22 protein-coding genes are annotated in these 22302 nt (G+C 72.0%); 13 read left to right on the forward strand and 9 right to left on the reverse strand.

Annotation, left to right across the window (positions count from 1 at the left end):
- The first annotated feature begins 38 nt into the window (after window positions 1–38).
- The 3 genes from RKD23_RS26470 to RKD23_RS26480 all read left to right on the forward strand — a co-directional run bounded on the left by RKD23_RS26470 (window position 39) and on the right by RKD23_RS26480 (window position 2204).
- A complete protein-coding gene (locus RKD23_RS26470) occupies window positions 39–1490 on the forward strand; it encodes an aldehyde dehydrogenase (protein ID WP_424855943.1) in 1452 nt (483 codons plus the stop codon).
- Between the two features lie 3 nt (window positions 1491–1493).
- Window positions 1494–1727, forward strand: coding sequence for a ferredoxin (locus RKD23_RS26475; protein ID WP_424855944.1), 234 nt, complete (start codon window positions 1494–1496; stop codon window positions 1725–1727).
- Window positions 1728–1880: 153 nt separating this feature from the next.
- Window positions 1881–2204 carry a hypothetical protein gene (locus tag RKD23_RS26480; RefSeq protein ID WP_424855945.1) on the forward strand — a complete coding sequence of 108 codons (324 nt, stop codon included), beginning with the start codon at window positions 1881–1883 and terminating at the stop codon, window positions 2202–2204.
- Between the two features lie 258 nt (window positions 2205–2462).
- Here RKD23_RS26480 and RKD23_RS26485 read toward each other — a convergent pair whose 3' ends face one another.
- Window positions 2463–3086 carry a TetR family transcriptional regulator gene (locus RKD23_RS26485; protein WP_404034880.1) on the reverse strand — a complete coding sequence of 208 codons (624 nt, stop codon included), beginning with the start codon at window positions 3084–3086 and terminating at the stop codon, window positions 2463–2465.
- 221 nt (window positions 3087–3307) lie between these two features.
- Here RKD23_RS26485 and RKD23_RS26490 point away from each other — a divergent pair, with 221 nt between their 5' ends.
- From RKD23_RS26490 to RKD23_RS26500, 3 genes are read left to right on the forward strand one after another with little or no spacing between them, the layout of a single operon-like run.
- The gene (locus RKD23_RS26490) at window positions 3308–4702 is read left to right on the forward strand and encodes a glycosyltransferase family 4 protein (protein WP_424855946.1); all 1395 of its coding nucleotides are present in this window, start codon (window positions 3308–3310) and stop codon (window positions 4700–4702) included.
- Complete coding sequence (locus tag RKD23_RS26495) at window positions 4696–5442, forward strand: class I SAM-dependent methyltransferase (protein ID WP_424855947.1); 747 nt, start codon at window positions 4696–4698, stop codon at window positions 5440–5442. Before RKD23_RS26490 ends, RKD23_RS26495 begins: the two co-directional genes overlap by 7 nt.
- Window positions 5439–6509 (forward strand): prenyltransferase/squalene oxidase repeat-containing protein, encoded by a 1071-nt coding sequence (locus RKD23_RS26500; RefSeq protein WP_424855948.1) that lies wholly within the window; start codon window positions 5439–5441, stop codon window positions 6507–6509. The genes RKD23_RS26495 and RKD23_RS26500 overlap by 4 nt, the downstream gene beginning before the upstream one ends.
- 57 nt (window positions 6510–6566) lie before the next feature.
- On the opposite strand, the gene RKD23_RS26505 is transcribed toward RKD23_RS26500, so the two are convergent.
- The 6 genes from RKD23_RS26505 to RKD23_RS26530 all read right to left on the reverse strand — a co-directional run bounded on the left by RKD23_RS26505 (window position 6567) and on the right by RKD23_RS26530 (window position 12569).
- Window positions 6567–6860, reverse strand: a complete 294-nt coding sequence (locus RKD23_RS26505) for a hypothetical protein (RefSeq protein ID WP_404034872.1) — start codon at window positions 6858–6860, stop codon at window positions 6567–6569.
- A 52-nt stretch (window positions 6861–6912) separates the two neighbouring features.
- Window positions 6913–7914: an LLM class F420-dependent oxidoreductase gene (locus RKD23_RS26510; RefSeq protein ID WP_424855949.1), complete on the reverse strand. Its 1002-nt coding sequence runs from the start codon at window positions 7912–7914 to the stop codon at window positions 6913–6915.
- 106 nt (window positions 7915–8020) lie between these two features.
- Complete coding sequence (locus RKD23_RS26515) at window positions 8021–8857, reverse strand: hypothetical protein (RefSeq protein ID WP_424855950.1); 837 nt, start codon at window positions 8855–8857, stop codon at window positions 8021–8023.
- Between the two features lie 97 nt (window positions 8858–8954).
- A complete protein-coding gene (locus RKD23_RS26520) occupies window positions 8955–9896 on the reverse strand; it encodes an N-acetylmuramoyl-L-alanine amidase (protein ID WP_424855951.1) in 942 nt (313 codons plus the stop codon).
- Window positions 9897–10070: 174 nt separating this feature from the next.
- Window positions 10071–10721: a class I SAM-dependent methyltransferase gene (locus RKD23_RS26525; protein WP_424855952.1), complete on the reverse strand. Its 651-nt coding sequence runs from the start codon at window positions 10719–10721 to the stop codon at window positions 10071–10073.
- 111 nt (window positions 10722–10832) lie between these two features.
- Window positions 10833–12569 carry an MFS transporter gene (locus RKD23_RS26530; protein ID WP_424855953.1) on the reverse strand — a complete coding sequence of 579 codons (1737 nt, stop codon included), beginning with the start codon at window positions 12567–12569 and terminating at the stop codon, window positions 10833–10835.
- A gap of 186 nt (window positions 12570–12755) precedes the next feature.
- Between RKD23_RS26530 and RKD23_RS26535 the strand changes: the two genes are divergently transcribed.
- The 6 genes from RKD23_RS26535 (at window position 12756) to RKD23_RS26560 (ending at window position 19098) form a co-directional block, all read left to right on the forward strand.
- Entirely contained in the window at window positions 12756–14201 is a 1446-nt protein-coding gene (locus RKD23_RS26535) for an MFS transporter (protein WP_424855954.1), read from the forward strand.
- 100 nt (window positions 14202–14301) lie between these two features.
- Window positions 14302–15807, forward strand: a complete 1506-nt coding sequence (locus tag RKD23_RS26540; protein ID WP_424855955.1) for an MFS transporter — start codon at window positions 14302–14304, stop codon at window positions 15805–15807.
- A 200-nt stretch (window positions 15808–16007) separates the two neighbouring features.
- Window positions 16008–16502 carry a hypothetical protein gene (locus tag RKD23_RS26545; RefSeq protein WP_424855956.1) on the forward strand — a complete coding sequence of 165 codons (495 nt, stop codon included), beginning with the start codon at window positions 16008–16010 and terminating at the stop codon, window positions 16500–16502.
- Between the two features lie 146 nt (window positions 16503–16648).
- Entirely contained in the window at window positions 16649–17188 is a 540-nt protein-coding gene (locus RKD23_RS26550; RefSeq protein WP_424855957.1) for a SigE family RNA polymerase sigma factor, read from the forward strand.
- Window positions 17188–18045, forward strand: a complete 858-nt coding sequence (locus RKD23_RS26555; protein WP_424855958.1) for a hypothetical protein — start codon at window positions 17188–17190, stop codon at window positions 18043–18045. The genes RKD23_RS26550 and RKD23_RS26555 overlap by 1 nt, the downstream gene beginning before the upstream one ends.
- Window positions 18046–18282: 237 nt before the next feature.
- A complete protein-coding gene (locus RKD23_RS26560) occupies window positions 18283–19098 on the forward strand; it encodes a class I SAM-dependent methyltransferase (protein WP_424855959.1) in 816 nt (271 codons plus the stop codon).
- A gap of 29 nt (window positions 19099–19127) precedes the next feature.
- Here RKD23_RS26560 and RKD23_RS26565 read toward each other — a convergent pair whose 3' ends face one another.
- Window positions 19128–19760, reverse strand: a complete 633-nt coding sequence (locus RKD23_RS26565) for a response regulator (protein WP_424858339.1) — start codon at window positions 19758–19760, stop codon at window positions 19128–19130.
- Window positions 19761–19765: 5 nt separating this feature from the next.
- Window positions 19766–21109, reverse strand: coding sequence for a sensor histidine kinase (locus RKD23_RS26570; RefSeq protein WP_424855960.1), 1344 nt, complete (start codon window positions 21107–21109; stop codon window positions 19766–19768).
- 327 nt (window positions 21110–21436) lie between these two features.
- On the opposite strand from RKD23_RS26570, the gene RKD23_RS26575 reads away from it, so the two are divergent.
- Window positions 21437–22297: a MaoC/PaaZ C-terminal domain-containing protein gene (locus RKD23_RS26575; RefSeq protein WP_424855961.1), complete on the forward strand. Its 861-nt coding sequence runs from the start codon at window positions 21437–21439 to the stop codon at window positions 22295–22297.
- Window positions 22298–22302 lie beyond the last annotated feature (5 nt).

Genomic DNA, 22302 nt, shown 5'->3' on the forward strand with positions numbered 1-22302 from the left:
CATCGTCAGATACTGGCTGCCCCGGGAGGCGTTCGGCCATGGCGGAGCTCGTGGAGCACGGACAGCTGTACATCGGCGGGGAGTTGACCGACCCGCTCGGGCAGGACGTCATCGAGGTGGTCTCGCCGCACACGGAGGAGGTCATCGGACGGGTGCCGCACGCGTCGCGGGCCGCTGTGGACCGGGCCGTGGCGGTGGCGCGACGGGCGTTCGACGAAGGGCCCTGGCCGCGGCTGCCGTTGGCGGAGCGGCTCGCGGTCGTCACGCGGATCAAGGACGGGATCGCCGCGCGGCACGAGGAGATCGCGCGGGTCATCACCGCCGAGAACGGCTCGCCGTACTCCTGGAGCGTCCTCGCGCAGGCACTCGGCGCGATGATGGTCTGGGACGCGGCGATCAGGGTCGCGCGGGACTTCCCCTACGAGGAGCCGCGCGACGGCGTCCTCGGGCGGATCCTCGTACGGCGCGAGCCGGTCGGGGTGGTGGCGGCCGTGGTCCCGTGGAACGTGCCGCAGTTCGTCGCCGCCGCCAAGCTCGCGCCCGCGCTGCTCACCGGCTGCACGGTCGTGCTCAAGCCGTCGCCCGAGTCACCGCTGGACGCCTATCTGCTCGGCGAGATCGCCCGGGAGGCCGGGCTGCCGGAGGGCGTGCTGTCGATCCTGCCGGCCGACCGGGAGGTCAGCGAGTACCTCGTCGGGCACCCCGGCGTCGACAAGGTCTCCTTCACCGGGTCGGTCGCGGCGGGCAGGCGCGTGATGGAGGTCGCGGCGCGGAACCTGACCCGTGTGACGCTGGAGCTGGGCGGGAAGTCGGCGGCGGTCGTCCTGCCGGACGCGGACGTGGCGACGGCCGTGGCCGGCATCGTCCCCGCGGCCTGGATGAACAACGGGCAGGCCTGTGTGGCCCAGACCCGCATCCTGCTGCCGCGCTCGCGCTACGACGAGTTCGCGGAGGCCTTCGCCGCGGCGGCGAGCGCGCTGACGGTGGGCGACCCGATGGACCCGGCGACCCAGGTCGGACCGCTGGTCGCCGAGCGCCAGCAGCGCCGCAGCCTCCACTACATCCGCCTCGGGCAGGAGGAGGGCGCCAAGATCCTCACCGGCGGCGGGCGCCCGGCCGGCCTCGACCGCGGCTGGTACGTCGAGCCGACCCTCTTCGGAGACGTCGACAACAGCATGCGCGTCGCCCGCGAGGAGATCTTCGGCCCCGTGATCTGCCTGCTCCCCTACGGCGACGAGGCGGACGCCGTGCGCATCGCGAACGACTCCGAGTACGGGCTCAGCGGCAGCGTGTGGACCGGCGACGTCGAGCGGGGCATCGAGGTCGCGCGCCAGGTTCGTACGGGCACGTACTCGGTGAACACCTTCAGCCTCGACATGCTCGGCCCGTTCGGCGGCTACAAGAACAGCGGACTGGGGCGGGAGTTCGGCCCCGAGGGGTACGGGGAGTACCTGGAGCACAAGATGATCCACCTCCCGGCGGGGGCCTGACCCATGGGCGACCGCTGGCATGTGGAGGTCGACCGGGCGCTGTGCATCGGCTCCGCCCAGTGCGTCCACCGCGCCCCGGACGCCTTCCACCTCGACACCGCCCGCCAGTCCCGGCCTCTGCGCCCGGACATGGACGCCGACGAGCGCGTCCTGGAGGCCGCCGAGAACTGCCCTGTGGAGGCCATCGCCGTCACGCTGCTGGGCAGCGGGGAGGCGGTGTTCCCGCCGGAGGAGTGAGCGGGTTCGGGGTGTGTGAGACTTCGCCCTACGTCTGTGAGTCCTGGGGTGGGAGAGAGCGCGTGCGTGGGGTGGGGTTGGCCCCGCAGGGACTCAGGCCGCACAGGCAGGAACCGCAGCCCCTGGAAGCCCCCGGCTCTCGCCGCCTCCCTGATGTCCCCGCGCACGGAGCCCGTGGTCACTTGGGGCTCCTTCCCGGACGCCGGAGAACCCGAAGTCCGCTCACCGGACCCCCCGCCACACCCCGCCAACACCGCGATCGCCACCACCGCGGCCGCCGAAGAGCTGGGGCGGCGCGGTTGGGAGGTGGGGCAGAGGCTGGAGGATGCCCAGGGATACGGCTACCTGCCCGTGAAGGACCGCTGGGACTTGCAACTCGCTGCCGGCCCGCGTCTGAAGGGGCTCGATTTCGCCGGGGTGACGTTCTATGCGTGGAGCATGATCTGCGAGCTCACCACGGCCACTCCTGCACCCTGAAAAATCTTGCCCTCCGGGGGTTCCATCCACCCCTGGGCGTTTTATCCTGGAATCAGCCTACGAGGCGAGTGAGGGAGTCCGAACCGGAGTAGCCGACTTCGGCGGAAAGCAACGCTTTCGCCGGTGCCGACGTCGACGGTCCGGGCTGAGAGGTCCGAAGGTGGTAGTCGAACCTGAGGGCGACCCCCATCACCTGATCCGGGTCATACCGGCGAAGGGAACCCGTCTCGTAGGTCTTTTCGTGCGCCCGAGCCGTGTTCAGACGTCGTCGATCAGGCGGCAGACCGTCTCGATGTCGATGCGGACCTGGGCGATGGAGGCGCGGCCGGAGAGCCAGGTGATCAGGGCCGAGTGCCAGGTGTGCTCGATGACGCGGACCGCGGAGAGCTGGGCCGGGGTGGGGTCGGACAGGTTCATGGCGTCCAGGATGATCGCCGTCGTCTGACGGGAGACCTGGTCCACCTCGGGGGACACGCTGCGGTCGGCGAAGGTCAGGGCGCGGACCATCGCGTCGGCCAGATGGGGCTCCCGCTGAAGGGCGCGGAAGGCCCGCATCAGGGTCTCCGCGACGCGCTCCGCCGCGGTGTCGCCCGCCGGAGGCTTCTTCTTCAGCGTGGTGTGCATGTGCTCCAGCTGGTCCTGCATCGTGGCGACCAGCAGATGCACCTTGGACGGGAAGTAGCGGTACAGCGTGCCGAGCGCGACCTGCGAGGACTCGGCCACCTCCCGCATCTGCACCGCGTCGAAACCACCCCGGCTCGCCAGCTGCGCGCTCGCGTGCAGGATGCGCCGCCGGCGCGCCTGCTGCCGCTCGGTCAGCGGCGCGGACGCCGGTCGTACGTCACTGGCCTCGACCTTGGCCGGCTTGGCTTCCGCAGGCATGGATCCCGTTCCGTGACAGTCGGTGAGGAGGCAAGGAATAAGGAGTGATCGGACAGAGCATGCCAGGCTCAGGCCGTGGCGTGAATCACCTGATCCACTTCTCACAGCGGGGCTACCTGCCGGTAGATTCAGAGCCTCTTGAACGATCAAGTCTGTAACTTGTTCTAGATTAGCGTCCCGGCGTAGTCTCGCGGGACATCGCAGGCAGAAGGGGGCCCAGAGTGACCGCTGAGGCCAGTCAGGCGGGCCCTTCCCAGGGCCTCGCCGCAGACGGCGAGCGACCGCTCCGTATCGCACTCCTCACCTACAAGGGAAACCCGTTCTGCGGCGGCCAGGGCGTCTACGTCCGCCACCTCTCCCGCGAGCTCGCCCGCCTCGGTCACCGCGTCGAGGTCATCGGCGCCCAGCCCTACCCCGTCCTCGACGAGGGCTTCGACGGCCTCACCCTCACCGAGCTCCCCAGCCTCGACCTGTACCGCCAGCCCGACCCCTTTCGCACCCCCGGGCGCGGCGAGTACCGGGACTGGGTCGACGCCCTCGAGGTCGCGACGATGTGGACCGGCGGCTTCCCCGAACCGCTGACCTTCTCGCTGCGCGCCCGCCGTCATCTGCGCGCCCGCCGCGGCGAGTTCGACGTCGTGCACGACAACCAGACCCTCGGCTACGGCCTGTTGGGCGACGTCGGCGCGCCGCTCGTCACCACCATCCATCACCCCATCACCGTCGACCGGCAGTTGGAGCTGGACGCCGCCGAGACCTGGCAGCGCCGTTACTCGGTGCGCCGCTGGTACGCCTTCACCCGCATGCAGAAGCGCGTCGCCCGCCGCCTGCCGTCCGTGCTCACCGTGTCCGGCACCTCCCGTCAGGAGATCGTCGACCATCTCGGCGTACGGCAGGACCGCGTGCACGTCGTGCACATCGGCGCCGACACCGACCTGTTCTCGCCCGACCCGTCCGTGCCGCGCGTGCCGGGCCGGATCGTCACCACCTCCAGCGCGGACGTCCCGCTGAAGGGGCTCGTCTTCCTCGTCGAGGCCCTCGCGAAGGCCCGTACGGAACACCCGGCCGCGCATCTGGTCGTCGTGGGGAAGCGGCCCGCCGAGGGGCCGGTCGCCCAGGCCATCGAGCGCTACGGCCTGGAAGGCGCGGTGGAGTTCGTCAAGGGCATCTCCGACGCCGAACTCGTCGACCTGGTCCGCTCGGCGGAGGTCGCCTGCGTGCCGTCCCTCTACGAGGGCTTCTCCCTGCCCGCCGCCGAGGCCATGGCCACGGCGACGCCGCTGGTCGCCACGACCGGCGGGGCGATCCCCGAGGTCGCCGGACGCGACGGCGAGACCTGCCTCGCGGTGCCGACCGGGGACGCCGGCGCGCTGGCCGCCGCCCTCGTACGACTGCTCGGGGACGCCGAGTTGAGGGCGCGCCTCGGTGCGGCCGGGCGCGAGCGGGTGCTGGCCCGGTTCACCTGGGCACGGGCCGCCGAGGGCACGGTCGCCCACTACCGCGAGGCGATCGGCGAACGCCGCCCGGCGGCCGCACCCCCTGAGGCCTCGCCCGCCCCAGCAGCAGTAGAAGCAGTAACAGCTGTATCCAACGCCGAAAGCAGGGCCACGTGCTGACCGTCGACTTCTCCCGGTTCCCGCTCGCCCCGGGCGACCGCGTCCTGGACCTCGGCTGCGGCGCCGGCCGGCACGCGTTCGAGTGCTACCGGCGCGGCGCCCAGGTCGTCGCGCTGGACCAGAACGCCGAGGAGATCCGCGAGGTCGCCAAGTGGTTCGCGGCGATGAAGGAGGCCGGCGAGGCCCCCGAGGGCGCCACCGCCACCGCGATGGAGGGCGACGCCCTCGCGCTGCCCTTCCCCGACGAGTCCTTCGACGTCGTGATCATCTCCGAGGTGATGGAGCACATCCCCGACGACAAGGGCGTCCTCGCCGAGATGGTGCGCGTGCTCAAGCCCGGCGGCCGCATCGCGATCACCGTGCCGCGCTACGGCCCCGAGAAGGTCTGCTGGGCCCTGTCCGACGCCTACCACGAGGTCGAGGGCGGCCACATCCGCATCTACAAGGCGGACGAGCTGGTCGGCAAGATCAAGGAGGCCGGCCTCAAGCCGTACGGCTCCCACCACGCGCACGCGCTGCACTCGCCGTACTGGTGGCTGAAGTGCGCGTTCGGCGTCGACAACGACAAGGCGCTGCCCGTGCGGGCGTACCACAAGCTGCTGGTCTGGGACATCATGAAGAAGCCGCTGGCGACGAGGGTCGCCGAGCAGGCGCTGAACCCGCTGATCGGCAAGAGCTTCGTCGTCTACGCCACCAAGCCGCACCTGCCGCGTCTTCCCGAAGAGGCGGACGGCGCGTGACGACACCCCGCACGGAACACCTCGTCCTGCCGGGAGTCCTCACCGCCGAGCAGGCCGCCACGACCGTCGCCGGCATCCTCGCCGTGCAGCGGGAGGACGGCGCGATCCCGTGGTTCCGGGGCCACCACCTCGACCCGTGGGACCACACCGAGGCCGCGATGGCGCTGGACACCGCCGGCGAGCACGAGGCCGCCGAGCGGGCCTACGAGTGGCTCGCACGGCACCAGAACGAGGACGGCTCCTGGTACGCGGCCTACGCCGACGGGGCGCACGACGACGTCACCGACCGCGGGCGCGAGACGAACTTCGTCGCCTACATCGCCGTAGGCGTGTGGCACCACTACCTGTCCACCGGCGACGACGTCTTCCTGGACCGCATGTGGCCGACCGTCTACGCGGCGGTCGAGTTCGTGCTGCGGCTCCAGCAGCCGGGCGGGCAGATCGGCTGGCGCCGCGACGACGACGGCACCCCCACGCACGACGCCCTGCTCACCGGATCGTCCTCGATCCACCAGGCCCTGCGGTGCGCTCTGGCGATCGCCGAGCAGCGCGAAGAGCCCCAGCCCGACTGGGAGTTGGCGGTGGGCGCGCTGCGGCACGCCATCCGGCGGCACCCCGAGCGGTTCCTGGACAAGGACCGCTACTCGATGGACTGGTACTACCCCGTCCTGGGCGGGGCGCTCACCGGCGCCGAGGCGAAGGCGCGGATCGAGGAGTCCTGGGAGCGGTTCGTCGTGCCCGGCCTGGGCGTACGGTGCGTCGTGCCCAACCCCTGGGTGACCGGGGGCGAGTCCTGCGAACTCGCGCTGGCGCTGTGGGCGACCGGCGAGTCCGACCGGGCGCTGGAGATCCTTCAGTCCGTCCAGCATCTGCGGGACGAGGACAGCGGGATGTACTGGACGGGGTACGTGTTCGACGACGACGCCGTCTGGCCGCGGGAGTTGACCACCTGGACCGCCGGGTCGCTGCTCCTGGCCGTCGCCGCGCTCGGGGGCCACGAGGCCACGTGTGCCGTGTTCTCCGGGGAGCGGCTGCCTCTCGGGCTCGACCCTGATTGTTGCGCCTGATCGGTCGGGTGCGGGGCTTTCTGTGGTTCTCGCGCAGTTCCCCGCGCCCCTGGCCGGCTAGTGCCGGTGCACCCTGTTCGCTATGGCGTGGCCCACGAACAGGTACACCACCGCCGCCAGGCCGTAGCCCGCGACGACCCTCGCCCATGCCTCGTCGAAGGTGAACAGGTCGTAGGACCAGCCCGCCAGCCAGCGGGCGACGTCGTGCACGAACTGGACGAAGTCGTTGGAGCGGTTGGCGTCCAGCAGGTACATCAGGATCCACAGGCCCAGGATGACGGCCATGACGTCGGCCACGATCGCGATGACCGTACCGGCCTGGTTGGCACTGGTGCGATGTCGAGGGGACATGCCCATCGGGTAGCCCGGTCAAGGGAGTTGAAACCCGGTTCCGCGTGATCGCCTACGTGTTGAGCTCCGCCAGCACGCGCAGGCTCTCCGCGTCCGGCGCGAGGGCGAGCAGGTCGGTCACCGGGCCCGCGCGCCACAACTCCAGCCGCTCAGCGATGCGTTCGCGTGGGCCGACGAGGGAGATCTCGTCGGCGAAGGCGTCGGGGACGGCCGCGACGGCCTCCTCGCGGCGGCCCGCGAGGAAGAGGTCCTGGATGCGGTGGGCCTCGTCGGCGTAGCCCATTCTCGCCATGAGGTCGGCGTGGAAGTTGCGGGCCGCGTGCCCCATGCCGCCGATGTAGAAGCCGAGCATGGCCTTCACGGGCCTGAGGCCCTCGGTGACGTCCTCGCAGACGCGGACCTGGGCCATGGGGGCGACCAGGAAGCCCTCGGGGAGGTCGTCGGCGCCGATCAGGGGGCGGGTGGGGGACCAGTACAGGGGCAGCCAGCCGTCGGCGATCCTCGTCGTCTGCGCGATGTTCTTCGGGCCCTCCGCACCGAGGAGGACGGGCAGGTCGGGGCGCAGCGGGTGGGTGATGGGCCGGAGCGGCCTGCCGAGGCCCGTGGCGTCCGGTCCGTCGTAGGGGAGCGGGTGGAAGCGGCCGTGCAGCTCGACCGGGCGTTCGCGGCGCAGGACCTGCCGTACGACATCGACGTACTCCCTCGTCGCGGTCAGCGGCGACCTCGGGAACGGGCGCCCGTACCAGCCCTCCACCACCTGCGGGCCCGACAGGCCCAGGCCCAGCATCATGCGGCCGCCGGAGAGGTGGTCGAGGGTGAGGGCGTGCATGGCGGTGGCGGTGGGGGAGCGGGCGGCCATCTGCGCCACCGCTGTGCCGAGGCGGATGCGCGAGGTGTGCGCGGCGATCCAGGCGAGCGGGGTGAAGGCGTCCGAGCCCCAGCTCTCCGCCGTCCACACGGAGTCGTAGCCGAGGCGCTCGGCCTCCTGGGCGAGCGCGATGTGGCCGGGGTCGGGGCCGCGGCCCCAATAGCCGAGCGCGAGACCGAGTCGCATGCCGTCGCCTCTTTCTGACGGAGTGTCAGGAAGCTGTGGGGATGCGACTGTACGGCAACGGCCCCCCGCCCGGAAGGGCGAGGGGCCGTGACGTCGTACGGCGGACTCAGCCGCGCTGGATGCCGCTCGTGTCCTGGAGGACACCGCGACGGCCGTCCTGCGTCTGCGCGACCAGGGCCGCACCACGCTGCTCGACGGCCAGGTACCAGGTACCCGGGGCCAGTTCGGCGATCGGGGTCTGCGAGCCGTCCTCCGCGAAGAGGGGGCGCGGGACCGGGACCGCGAACCAGAAGGGCGAGAAGTCAGCGGCCGGCTGCGGCTGAGGCTGCTGGGCCTGCGGCTGGCCGGGCTGCGGCTGGCCGGCGTACGGCTGCTGCGGCGCACCGGCACCGTAGGGCTGCTGCTGGGGCTGCTGCGCGCCCGGGTAGCCGTAGCCACTGGGAGGCTGGGCGCCGTACGGCTGCGGGGTCACGGGGCGCGCCGCCGGCAGCAGGGAGCCCTTGAGCGCGGGGAGCAGCGGGGTCGCCACGGCCGCCGCGGCCATCACCAGCGTGGCGATGAGCGCGAGGATCAGGCCCGTGCCGGGACCGAAGATGTCCGCGACGCTGCCTTCTCCGTTGTCGAAGCCGCCCGCCGGGTCGAAGATGTTGCCGAGCGCGCACCAGGCGGCGAAGACCGTGAAGCCCACGCCGAACTGGCCGAGGTCCAGCCCCGCGACCTTCGGCACCTGCGGCAGACCGCGGGTCACGACGACGAGCGCGGCGCCGATGACGCCCGCCAGCACCACGCCGAGCAGGACCGGCCCGCTGCCCCACAGGCTGGGGATGTCGGCGTCGTCCGAAGCGCCATCGATCGAGTAGAGGTCGAGGAACGACGCGATGAACAGCAACACCGCTGCTCCGATCACCACGCCGTCGCCTCGAGTGAGGGAGCGGATATTCACTACTTGTCCTTCGTCAGTCGTCGTCTCGTCATCGGGGGCAGCGATGACACTATCGTTCGCACGATCGGCATGTCCGCCCGGTCCGGGAGGCTGATCACTACCCCCGCAGGAAACTCACGATTCCCTCGGAGAGCCCCAGCGCCGCCTTCTGCCGCCAGGCGCCGCTGGTGAGCAGCGCCGCGTCCTTGCTATCGCGCATGTTGCCGCACTCGATGAACACCTTGGGAACTGTTGAGAGATTGAGACCGCCCAGGTCCTCACGTGTGACGAGACCGGTGCCGTCGCCCACGTAGTTGGAGGGCGCGCTGCCGGTGGCGCGGACGAAGTTGCCCGCGATGCGCTCGCCGAGGTCACGGGAGGAGTCCACGATCGGGCGGGTGTCGGCGGCGCCCTGGTGGACGGCGCCGGGGAGGATCACATGGAAGCCGCGGTTGCCGGACACCGAGCCGTCGGCGTGGATCGACACCACCGCGTCCGCGTGGGCCTGGTTGCCGACGCGGGCCCGCTCGTCGATGCACGGGCCGTACGGCCGGTCGGCGTCGTGCGTCAGCTTCACCGTGGCGCCCTGCTGTTGCAGGAGCGCGCGCAGCCGGTGGGCCACGTCGAGGGTGAAGTCGGCCTCCGGATAACCGGAGTTGGTCGAAGTGCCGGTGGTGTCGCACTCCTTGCGGCCCGTGCCGATGTCGACCTTGCTGTTGATCTCGGTCGCGTGCCGGAAGTTGTTCGGGTTGTGCCCGGGGTCGATCACCACGACCTTGCCCTTCAAAGGGCCGTCGGGGGCGCCGGGCTTGTCGTCGTCGCGGCTCGGCGTCGGTGTCGGTGTCGGCGTCGGGGACGCCGGTGCCGGTGCCGGGGCGGGGCTGGAGGCGGCCGTGCGCTGCGAGCCGCGGCCGTCGGACGCGTTGGTGTCGGACGCGGTGGTGTCGTACACCAGCCAGCCGAGCAACGCCCCCGGCACCAGCGCCGCGACGGCGACGGTCAGCGGGCGGCGCAGGCGGCGCGGCGGGGCGGGATCGAAGTCGGGGCCTGTGTACGACACGCCTGACACCCTAACCGCCGGACAAACAAGGTGCCGGTCGCCGTCACCCCGTACTACGGTTGCCGTCGTTCAGGTGCGCCGGCCGCGGCTACTTCCCTTACTCGAGAACAAGTGCGCCGCCGCCACTCTTGATCTCTGAACGCCTGCCGGGCTCCCGGGTCGTTCCCGGGTCCCTCAGATCCCCGCGCCCGTGCGGCGCAGCACACGCAGCGAGCCCGTCGCCGAGACCTCCGTGAACGCCCCGGAGCCGAGCGCGCGCAGGTAGACGCGGTACGGGGCCTGGCCGGTGAACTCGTCCTTCGGGTCCGGGAACACGTCGTGGATGACCAGCAGGCCGCCTTCGGCAATGTGCGGGGCCCAGCCCTCGTAGTCGGCGCTCGCGTGCTCGTCGGTGTGGCCGCCGTCGACGAAGACCAGGCCGAGCGGCGCGTTCCAGATCTTCGCGACCTGCGGGGAACGGCCGACCAGCGCGACCACGTGCTCCTCCAGGCCCGCCCGGTGCAGGGTGCGGCGGAAGGTCGGCAGCGTGTCCATCAGGCCGATCTCCGGGTCCACCGTCTCCGGGTCGTGGTACTCCCAGCCCGGCTGCTGCTCCTCGCTCCCGCGGTGGTGGTCGACCGTGAGCGCGCTCACCCCGGCCCCACGGGCCGCGTCGGCCAGCAGGATCGTGGAGCGGCCGCAGTACGTGCCGACCTCCAGCAGCGGCAGCCCGAGGGCGCCCGCCTGCACCGCGGCCGCGTACAGCGCGAGCCCCTCGTCCACGGGCATGAACCCCTTCGCGGCCTCGAAGGCGGCCAGGATCTCGGGCTTGGGGGCCGCGGGCATGGGGGTCCTCTCGGTCGTACCGGCTGGTCGGAGGCCCATGGTGTCGTACCCCCTGCCGCCTCGGCGACAGGGGGTACGCGTGGGATGGATCTCAGGCCCTCACGGGCCTCGTCACGCCGTGACCGTCTCGCCCGGCAGGGACAGGTCGAGGTCGACCGGGTGCTCCTCGCCGGTGTGGGTCGCGGGGGCGGCCAGCGGGCCGTGGCCGGCGGCCCGGGCGGCGAGGACGTACGCGCCGCCCGCCGGGACCGCGAGGGCGTAGCTGCCGTCGTCGGCGGTCAGGGCCGAGCCCGCGCGGCGGCCGCCGTGGTCGATCAGGGTGACCCGGGCGCGGGCGACGGGGGCGCCGTCCGCGGCCAGGACCCTGCCGCGGAAGCCGACCAGGGCGGCCTCGGCGCGCTCCAGATTGGCGTCCTCCTCGCTGCTGGCACGCAGCCGCGGGGCCCGGTTCGGCTTCGGCAGGAACAGGGCCATCAGCAGGCCGACCGCCACCGCGCCCGTCGCGATCAGGAAGGAGAGCCGGAAGCCGTGCATGGTGGGGATCGCCACGCCGCCCACGTGGTCGGCGGTGTTGGCCAGCACCATGCCGATGACCGCGCTGGACACGGACGTACCGATGGAGCGCATCAGCGTGTTCAGGCCGTTGGCCGCGCCGGTCTCCGACGCCGGGACCGCGCCGATGATCAGGGCGGGCAGGGAGGAGTAGGCGAGGCCGATGCCCGCGCCGAGGACGACCGCGATGACCAGGCTCTGCCAGGCGGCGCTCATCAGGCCGAGGCCGGCGCCGTAGCCGATGGCGATGATCAGCAGGCCGAGGATCAGGGTGGCCTTGGGGCCGTAGCGCGCCGACAGCCGGGAGTAGACGGGCGCGGTGAACATCATCGTCAGGCCCAGCGGCGCCACCAGCAGGCCCGCGACGACCATCGACTGGCCGAGGCCGTAGCCGGTGGCCTTCGGGAGCTGGAGGAGCTGGGGCAGCACGAGCGAGACGACGTAGAAGGAGACACCGACCATGATCGACGCCAGGTTGGTGAACAGTACCGCCGGGCGGGCCGTCGTGCGCAGGTCGACCAGCGGGGCGGCGGTGCGCAGCTCGTAGACGCCCCACAGCACCAGCACCGCGGCCGACGCGCCGAACAGGCCGAGCGTGGTCGCGGACGACCAGCCCCAGTCGCTGCCCTTGGTGATCGGCAGCAGGAACAGCACCAGGCCCAGGGACAGACCGAGCGCGCCCGGCAGGTCGAAGGAGCCCTTCGCCCGCATCGGGGACTCTGGTACGACGGTCAGGGTGAGGGCGATGGCGAGCACGCCGAGTCCCGCGGCGCCGTAGAAGAGGGCGTGCCAGTCGGTGTGCTGGGCGACCAGCGCGGCGGCGGGCAGCGCGAGGCCACCGCCGACGCCGATGGAGGAGCTCATCAGGGCCATCGCCGAGCCGAGCCTCTCGCGCGGCAGCATGTCGCGCATCAGGCCGATGCCGAGCGGGATGGCGCCCATCGCGAAGCCCTGGAGGGTACGGCCGACGATCATCGGGAGCAGTGCGCTGGTGACGGCGCTGATCAGCGCGCCCGCCACCATCACGGACAGGCTCGCGACCAGCATCCGGCGCTTGCCGTACAGGTCGCCGAGGCGGCCCATGATCGGCGTGGCGACGGCGCCGGAGAGCAGGGTCGAGGTCAGCACCCAGGTGGCGTCACTGGGGGCGGTGTCCAGCAGTTGCGGCAGGTCCTTGATGACCGGTACCAGCAGGGTCTGCATCACCGCGACCACGATGCCCGCGAAGGCGAGCACGGGCACGAGGGCGCCGGACGCTCTTCCGGTCGGCTGGTCGGTCGTCGTCGTACGTGTCATGTGTAGCGTGAACTCGGTGCGCCAGGGCAACTATTCCTTTGCTTTGAGTAGCTAACGAATTCTTGACCTGCTCTTGAAGAACCGGGGGGAAGGCTTGCGGGCGCGGCCGCTTCTGGCTGAAAGGTGTCGCCAGACTCTCGGACGTCGCGATGCAGGGGCTGTCCATCTGTTGGGACGATCCCACGCATGCTCCGAGCCGCCGGCGCCATCCAGTCGCGGCGCAGCGTGGCGTCCGCCTGGCCTGTGGTGGGCATCGCCTGCGCGGGACAGTTCCTCGTCGTCCTCGACATCTCCGTCGTCAACGTCGCCCTGCCCTCCATCCGCAGCGACCTCGCCCTCAGCGGCACCGCCCTGCAATGGGTGGTGAACGCCTACGCCATCGCCTTCGCCGGCTTCCTGCTGCTGGGCGGGCGCGCGGGCGACCTCTACGGCCGTAAGCGCATGTTCCTGACGGGCCTCGCCCTGTTCACCCTCGCCTCGCTGGGCGGCGGGGTGGCACAGGAGGGCTCGCAGCTGCTGGTCGCGCGGGCGGTGCAGGGCATCGGCGCGGCCGTCCTGGCACCCGCCACCCTCACCTTCGTCACCGCGGCCGTCCCCGAAGGCCCGGCACGGGCCAGAGCCGTCGCCACCTGGACGGCCGTCGGTGCGGGCGGCGGGGCCGCGGGCGGGCTGGTCGGCGGGGTGCTGGTGGACGGCCTGTCCTGGCGCTGGGTCCTGCTGATCAACGTCCCCGCCGGGGCGGCCGTCTTCGCCGCGGCCGTGGGACGGCTCCGCGAGAGCCGCGCCGACGACGGGCGCCGCCTGGACCTGCCCGGCGCCCTGCTGGCCACCGCCGGACTCGCTACCGTCGCGTACGGCATCTCGCAGACCGAGGCCGCCGGCTGGACCGCCCCGGCCGCCTTGGGGCCGCTCTTCGTCGGCCTGCTGCTGCTCGCCGTGTTCTTACTGGCCGAGCGGCGCCGGACCGCGCCGCTGATGCCGCTCGCGCTGTTCCGGGAACGGTCGGTGTCCTCCGCGAACGGCGCGATGTTCGTCTGCGGCGCCGCCATGTACTGCATGTGGTTCTTCATGACCCTCTACACGCAGAACGTCCTCGACTACACGCCCCTGGAGGCCGGCCTCGCCCTCGTGCCCAGCTCGCTCGCCGTCGTCGTCGGCTCCAAACTTGCCCCGCATCTGATGCTGCGGGCCGGCCCGCGCCGCCTCGCCGTGCTGGGCGCGCTGGTGGCCGCGACCGGGTTCGCCTGGCAGTCGACGATGACCGCCGACGGCACGTATGTCACGGCGATCATGATCCCGGGCATCCTGATGATGCTGGGCGCGGGCCTCGCCACCACCCCGCTCGCCGCCCTCGCCACGTCCGGGGCTCCGCCGGAGGAGTCCTGTCTGGTGTGCGGGCTGATCAACACCTCCCAGACCATGGGCTGTTCGCTGGGCCTGGCGGTGATGTCCACCATCGCCACGGCCCGCACCCACGGGGGCACCACCCCCGAGGCCCTCACCGAGGGCTACGCCTCGGCCTTCCGCGCCTGCTCGGTGCTGATGCTGGCCGGGGCGTTGCTCATGGCGGTGTGGCTGCCGGCGAAGGGGCGGAGCCTGGAGATCACGGTGCAGGGGGCGTATCGGGGGTGAGGCGTGGAGGGCGTCCTGGCGTGGGGTCGAGACAGGGCGGGTCGGGGCGCGGATCGGATCCGGGAAATCACTGTGCAAGGGGCGTAGCGGGGTTGAGACCATGACAGGCATGCTGAGAGCCGCCGACGCCACGCCGATATCCCGACCCCGCCGTCCCGCGCCGCCCGCCTGGCTGGTGGTGGCCCTCGCCTGCGCGGGACAGTTCCTCGTCGTCCTGGACATCTCCGTCGTCAACGTGGCCCTGCCCTCGATGAGGGCCGACCTCGCCCTCTCCGGCGCGGGCCTGCAATGGGTGGTCAACGCCTACACCATCGCCTTCGCCGGCTTCATGCTGCTCGGCGGACGCGCGGGCGACCTCTACGGCCGTAAGCGCATGTTCCTGACGGGCCTCGCCCTGTTCACGCTGGCCTCGCTGGGCGGCGGGCTGGCGCAGGAGGGCTGGCAGCTGCTCGTGGCCCGGGCGGCGCAGGGGCTCGGCGCGGCCGTGCTCGCCCCGTCCACCCTGACCCTGGTCACCTCCTCCGTCCCCGAGGGCGCCGCACGGGCGCGGGCCATCGCGACCTGGACGGCCGTCGGTGCGGGCGGCGGGGCCGCGGGCGGCCTGGTCGGCGGACTGCTCGTGGACGGCCTGTCCTGGCGCTGGGTGCTGCTGATCAACGTCCCCGTGGGCGCGCTCGTCCTCCTCGCCGCCCTCGTACGCCTCCCGGAGAGCCGCGGCGACGGACGCCACCTCGACCTGCCGGGCGCGCTCCTGGTGACCGCGGGGCTCGCCACGCTCGCCTACGGCATCTCCCAGACGGAGTCCGAGGGCTGGACGGCCTCCGCCACACTGCTGCCGCTGGCCGCCGGTGTCCTGCTCGTCGCCGCGTTCCTCCTGGTCGAGTCGCGTACGGCGGGCCCGCTGATGCCGCTCACGTTGTTCCGGGTGCGCTCGGTGTCCTCGGCGAACGCCGCGAACTTCGTGTCCGGGTCGGCGATGTTCTGCATGTGGTACTTCATGACCCTGTACGCCCAGAACGTGCTCGGCTATTCGCCCCTGGAGGCTGGCCTCGCCCTGGTGCCGAGCTCGCTCGCCGTCGTCGTCGGCTCCAGGCTCGCGCCGCGTCTGATCCCGGGGCTCGGGGCGCGCAACCTCGCCGTGCTCGGCACGCTGGTGGCCGTCGCCGGGTTCGCCTGGCAGACCACCATGACGGCCGACGGGGCGTACGTCACGGCGATCATGATCCCGGGCGTCCTGATGATGCTGGGCGCGGGCCTCGCCGCCACTCCCATCGCCGCCCTCGCCACCTCGGGCGCCGCCCCGGAGGAGGCCGGCCTGCTCTCCGGCCTCATCAACACCTCCCGCACGATGGGCGGCTCCCTCGGCCTCGCCGCCATGTCGACCGTCGCCGCCGGCCACGCCCACGGAGCCGCCACACCCGAGGCCCTCACCGACGGCTACGCCGCCGCGTTCCGCGTCAGCACGGCCGTGCTGCTCGGCGGGGCGGTACTGATGGCGGTGTGGCTCCCGGGCAAGACCCGGCCGGGGAAGAGTCCTGCGGGGCAGGGCGAGGGAAGCGCCGCGGAGCAGGGGGCGGAGGGCTTGGCGGGGAGGCCGGTGGAGTGAGGGGGCCGGTGGCGTGACCGTGGCGCCCGAGAGGTCGATGTGCTTCGCTGGGCGCGGTAACTGCCGTACGTAGAAGGGGAGTTGACGTGCACCCAGAGCGGTGGGGCTTGGCCTTGGCAGTGGGCTGTGCGCTGATCGGCCTCTCCGCCTGCGGGGGAAGCGACCATGGTGACTCGGACGTCGGGCTCACACCGGCGCAGATGCGCAGCGCGATGCCCGACCGCGAGCAACTCCCCGTCGGGTGGCGAGGCGAGGCCGCCCCCGAGGTGATCGAGGGCGAGGAAGCCCGCACCCAATGCCTGATGATGGCCGCGAGGTGTGCCTCCGCCGGTGTGGTCGCCATCGGATCCGACACGTACGACGAAGGCACGGTGAACCGGCCCGACGGGGACAGCGAGCACAAGGCCCAGGTCGTCGTCCTGTCCTTCGAGTCCGCGAAGGGGGCGAGGACGGTCATGAGGAACCTGGTGAACGTCGGCCGAAGCGCAGGGTCACAGCAACTGGTGAAGATCGAGGCGGGCGCCCAGGACACCGAGACCTGGTCGAAGCGCGAGTCGGGCCTCTACGCGACCCAGGTGGTGCTGCGCGTCGACAGGGTGGTGATCCTCCTCGCGGGGGAACACCTCAAGCAGCCCGCTGACCTCGAACCGGTCGCAAAGACGCTGGTCGCACGGGTCAAGGAAGCGGCACGGTGAAGGTGGTTCGGCGGGTTCGGCGGTACGGCGGGTACGGCGGGTACGGCAGTACGGCGGGTGTGCGCGGCGCTGAGGTTCGGCGAATCCGGGAAATGAGGCAACGGTCCTGAGGGCCCATGGACTCCTTTGAATATCAGGAGGTGCCCATGGGGGACAGGAAGCAGGCCGGGGACCAGGAGTTCCAGGCGTTTGTCATCGGTCGCTGGCCGCGGCTGATGCGTACGGCATTTCTCCTCGCGGGGGAGCAGCACGCGGCAGAGGACCTCGTCCAGTCGACGCTGGAGCGGGTCTATGTGGCCTGGCGCCGGGTCGGCGCGGCCGACGACCCGGAGGCCTACGTACGCCGCGTGCTGATCAACACACACGCACGCAGACACCGCAGAAAACTACGGGAGTTCCTCGCGCCCAAGGACGACTCGGGGATCGCGCCCGAGGTGCCCGACACCGGCGACCGCATCGCCCAGGCCGAGGACAGGGGCGTGCTGCTCCAGGCCCTCGCCCAACTCCCTCCACGGCAGCGCCAGGCGGTCGTCCTGCGCTACTGGGAGGACCTCACCGAGACCCAGACGGCCGAGGCGATGGGCTGTTCCGTGGGCGCGGTGAAGAGCAACGCCGCCAAGGGGATCGCGAAACTCCGCGGCATACCCGAGCTGACCGACATGGCGACGTACGGAGGGCGGAAGTGATGAGCGCGGAGCGGGAGTTCGAGCACGGAATGACGGACCGGGACATCACCCAGCTGCTGGCCGACGCCGCGAGCGAGGTCGAGATCGGCATAGCCCCCACCCAGGCCCTGATCCGCGGCGGCCGCAGACGCCGAGCCCGCCGCTGGGCGATCGCCGCCGTCACGGCCGTGGTGGTGGCGGGCACCACGGGGGCGCTTGCGGTGACGGGGCTGCCGGGCGGGGACGGCCGAGAGGTGACTCCGGCCACCCAGCCGCCGACTCCACGACCCCCGCTGGTCGTCGAGCCGGAGCGGACCACCCTGGCGACCGGGACCGACGGAGGCCGGCCCTGGAAGGTCGTCCTCAATGTCTGGCCGGCCCCGAAAGACGAACTGGAGGCCGTGGCCACGCTGGAGGCGATGGCGGAGTTCGGCGACTTCCCGGGGGACATCAGGCGGCCCGAGGACCTGATCGGCAAGAGCGCCTACTTCCTGCACGGCGGCATCGAGAAGACTGACAGGGCGCTGGAGGGCATCACCGCCGGGGGCCTGACCACCGAGGCGGACCGTATGTCCGGCACCGACCTCGAGAGCGTGGCGGCCCCCCTCGACCGGGAAACGGAACACCGTCGGCGCCTGGTCATCGGTCATGTGGCGAAGACAGCACAGGAGGTGACCTGCACCTGGAAGGACGGCACCACAACCGTCCTCCCCAGGGCGATCAACGGCGTGACCGGGCTGCACACCATCAACCCCGACCACGGAACCTCCGAGACCGACATCCCGTCGATCCGCGCCGCCAAGGGCTCGCCCTACGCCTGGTTCGTCTGCCTGGCCCCCCAGGGCACGGCCTACAAGTCGGCGAAGGTGACCAAGTAGGGGCCGTGGGCACACCCTTCGAAAAAGTGGCGGCGACGCGGCGCGGAGGGCCCCCGCCCCGGCCCTCCGCGCCCGCGACCCCGCCCCTTCGGGCCCCCGGAGGGTGATCCCTCCCAAGGCGGTCCACCGCCCCGGCACGCCTCCGTCCAGCCACTTCGCCGCCCTGGCCGAGCCCCGCTGCGCCCTGGGGCCCTGGAGCCCGCCGACCTACGATCACGAGAGGCGAAAGGGGGCCGCATGGAACGGCACATACGCTCTGTGGACGACGTACTCCGCCTGCTGGACGGGCTGTTCGCACCGGAGGCCGACCGCTGGACCGAGCAGGGCGCCGACTGGTGGGACGGCTTCTATGCCGACCGCTCCCGCCCGGTGCCCTTCTTCGTCGACAAGCCCGACGAGAACCTGGCCTCCTACCTCGACGGCGGCCTCCTCCGCCCCGGCCGCGCTCTCGACCTCGGCTGCGGGCCCGGCCGTAACGCCCGCTACCTCGCCGCGCAGGGCTTCCAGGTGGACGCCGTCGACCTGTCCCCGGCCGCTCTGCGGTGGGCCCGGGAGGCCGGCGGCGAGGTCCGCTACCTCTGCGGCGACGCCTTCACCCTCACGGCGACGGAGCTGACCGGACCCTACGACCTCGTCTACGACTCCGGCTGCTTCCACCACCTGCCTCCGCACCGCCGCATCAGCTACCTCGCCCTGCTGGACCGCGTCCTGGCCCCCGGCGGCTCCTTCGCCCTGACCTGCTTCGCCTCCGGCGGAATGGGCTCCGAGCTGTCCGACACAGACCTGTACCGCACCGGCCGCCTGCACGGAGGCCTCGCCTACACCGCCGAGTCCCTGCGAGCCATCTTCACGGGCCTGACTGATGCGGGGGACCCGACCGGACCGGCCGACCCGACCCGTCTGACCGGGCCGACCGGGCCGACCGGTCCGACCGGTCCTGTCGGTCTCACGGAGGTCGAGCTTCGCCGGATGCGTGCCCAGTCGGAGGACTCCGCGTGCTTCGGGGAGGACTTCCTGTGGACGGGGCTGTTCCGGCGGGGGCAGGCCACGTAGGGCACCTGCCCGCCCGGGCGCCCGCGGAGTTACAGCCACCCCTGGCGGCGGGCCTCGCGCAGGGCCTCCATGCGGTTGCGGGTGTGGGTCTTGCCGATGGCGGCGGAGAGGTAGTTGCGGACGGTCGACTCGGAGAGGTGGAGCTGGGCGGCGATGTCGGAGACCGTGGCTCCGTCCGCGGAGGCCTTGAGGACGTCGCACTCGCGGGTGGTGAGCGGGTTGGGGCCCGCGCCCAGGGCGGCGGCGGCCAGGGCCGGGTCGACGACCGTCTCCCCGGTCAGCACCTTGCGGATCGCCGCGGCCAGTTCCTCCACGGGCCCGTCCTTCACCAGGAAGCCGGCTGCTCCTGCCTCCATCGCCCGGCGCAGATAGCCCGGGCGGCCGAAGGTGGTGAGGATCAGCACCCGGCAGTCCGGCGCCTCCGTGCGGAGCGCCGCCGCCGCGTCCAGGCCGCTCATGCCCGGCAGTTCGATGTCCAGCAGGGCCACGTCCGGGCGGTGCAGCAGCGCCGCGTCCACGATCTGGTCACCGGCCGCCACCTGGGCGACGACCTCGATGTCCGGCTCCATCCCCAGCAGCAGCGCCAGCGCCCCGCGCAGCATGCCCTGGTCCTCGGCGAGCAGCACCCTGATGGATTTCGCAGGACGGTACGCATGGGGCATTTCGTTCACAGGCCAAGGGTAGGGGCGTTCGCGGCCGGAAGGAGCGGTTCGGTGACCGGTAGTTCGGCGGTGACCAGGAAGCCGCCGTCGGGCGCGGGGCCGGAGGTCAGACGCCCGCCGGCCGCCGCAAGGCGCTCGGTCAGACCGCGGAGGCCGGTCCCGGCGAGGTCGGGCGAGCCGGTGGGTGTGCCATCTGGGCCACTGCCGAACGGTGTTGGCTGCCTCTCGTTTGGTGTGCCTGGGGTGTGGTTGGCCGCTGTTGCTGCCAGTGCCTGGTCCGGCGGGCTTGGTCTGTCGTCGCCCCCTGTTGTTCGGGCCTGCCCCCGCACCTCTGGCCCGTCGCCAACCTCCGGCACCCGAACCCGCCCCCGCACCCCCGGCCCATCGTCCGCCACCGTCACCCGCACTTGATCCCCCGTTCCCGACACGGTGATCGTGCAGTGGTCGGCGCTGCTGTGCCGTATGACGTTGGTGGTGGCTTCTCGGACCACCCAGCCGAGGAGGGTTTCGGCCGATGCGTCCAGGGGTGGGCCGGAGCGTTGGACGACAGGGGTCACTCCCGCTGCGGCCAGGGCCGAGGAGGCGCGGTCGAGTTCTGTGGTGAGGCTGCCCTTGCGGTAGCCGGTGACGGCCTCGCGGATCTCGGTGAGGGCCTGGCGTCCCACGGACTCGATGTCGGCGAGCTGGGCAAGGGCGGCGTTCACGTCTCTGGGGGCCAGTCTGCGGGCCGCCTCCGACTTCACCACGATCACCGAGAGGGTGTGTCCGAGCAGGTCATGGAGGTCGCGGGAGAAGCGCAGGCGCTCCTGCTCCACGGCCCGGAGGGCCAGCTCCTCGCGGGCCGCGCGCAGTTCCTTGACCGTGTCGGCCAGGGACAGCAGGGCTCCGGTCACCGCCGTCGAGACCAGCGTGGCGTAGGTGATGCCCAGTCCGGCCCAGCCGTCGTGTGCCACCGACACCGCGCCGGCGAACAGGCCCAGCCCCAGGGCGGTCCACCGCAGGGTCTCGCCGCGCAGTGCCGCGCCCGTCGCCAGGCCCAGCAGCGGGAAGAACAGCAGCCAGGTGCCGCCGTAGCCGATCGCCAGGGCGCAGGTCAGCGCGCCCAGGAGGGCCAGCGCCAGGCGGGTGGAGACCGACTCCCGCGTCTCCTTCACGAAGGCGCGTACGGCGACGTAGATGTACAGCGAGTTGAAGGCCAGCAGGCCCAGGCCGCCGATCAGCGGGTGGGCGGTGCGGTCCTGGAAGAGGTTGGAGAAGGCGCCCATCCCCAGCAGCAGCCAGGGGAGCAGGGCGAACGCGCCCGGTGAGCGGGCTTTTCGGCAGTCGTCCGTCGCGCAGTGGTCCGTCATGGCTTTACCCCCGTGGTCCCCGTCGTTCAGTCCAACAGTCCAATGTCGTTGCGGATCGTGATCCCGATTCCCGTACGCCTATGACGCTACGAGCCCCTCGCCCCACGCGGCAGGGCCGCCCGTACCGCATCCGCCAGGACAAATGTCCCAGCCGCCCGACTCAACGGCTCATCTGACATACCGTCAGAACCCTTCCAAACCCAAGCCCCCTCCGCTATACAGAGGTCGCCGGACTGGAACGCGTTCTAGGTTCCCCGTGAACGACCTCGGTGCGGCCGACGGTGCGGACGCCCGCGCCGAGGTCTCGGACCCGTCAGGAGCCCGCCCATGCCCATCGACGCCGCCAGGGCGCTCGCCGCCGAACCCCGTTCCGGCGAGATCGCCTGGACCCCCAAGGACGTCCTGCTCTACCACCTCGGCATCGGCGCGGGCCTGCCCGCCACCGACCCCGACGAGCTGCGCTACACCCTGGAGAGCCGGCTGCACGTGCTGCCGAGCTTCGCCACCGTCGCCGGCTCCGGTGCGCCCGGGGTGATCAGCGGACTGTCGATGCCCGGCATCGAGGTCGACCTCGCCCGCGTCCTGCACGGCGGCCAGAACCTCACCGTCCACCGCCCGATCCCGGCCACCGGGAGAGCGACCGCCACCTCACGTGTCGCGGCCGTGTACGACAAGGGCAAGGCCGCGATCCTCGTGCTGCGCACGGACGTCGCCGACGCGGACGGCCCGCTGTGGACCAACGACGCCCAGATCTACGTACGCGGCGAAGGCGGCTGGGGCGGCGACCGCGGCCCCGACACCCGGCTCGAGCCGCCCGCCGGACAGCCCGACCGGACCCTGGAGCGGACCGTCCGCGAGGACCAGGCCCTGCTCTACCGCCTCTCCGGCGACTGGAACCCGCTGCACGCCGACCCCGACTTCGCCAAGACCGCCGGCTTCGACCGCCCCATCCTGCACGGGCTGTGCACCTACGGCATGACCCTGAAGGCGGTCGTCGACACGCTGCTCGGCGGCGATGTGACCCGCGTGCGGTCGTACGCCACCCGCTTCGCCGGCGTCGTCTTCCCCGGCGAGACCCTGCGCATCCGCCTCTGGCAGCAGGACACCGGGACCGTGCGGGCCGCCGTGAGCGCCGTCGACAGGTACGACGCCCCCGTCCTCGCCGACACGATCGTGCACCACTCCTGAGCCGC

This window comes from Streptomyces sp. SAI-170 (assembly GCF_049739565.1).
Lineage (GTDB): Bacteria > Actinomycetota > Actinomycetes > Streptomycetales > Streptomycetaceae > Streptomyces.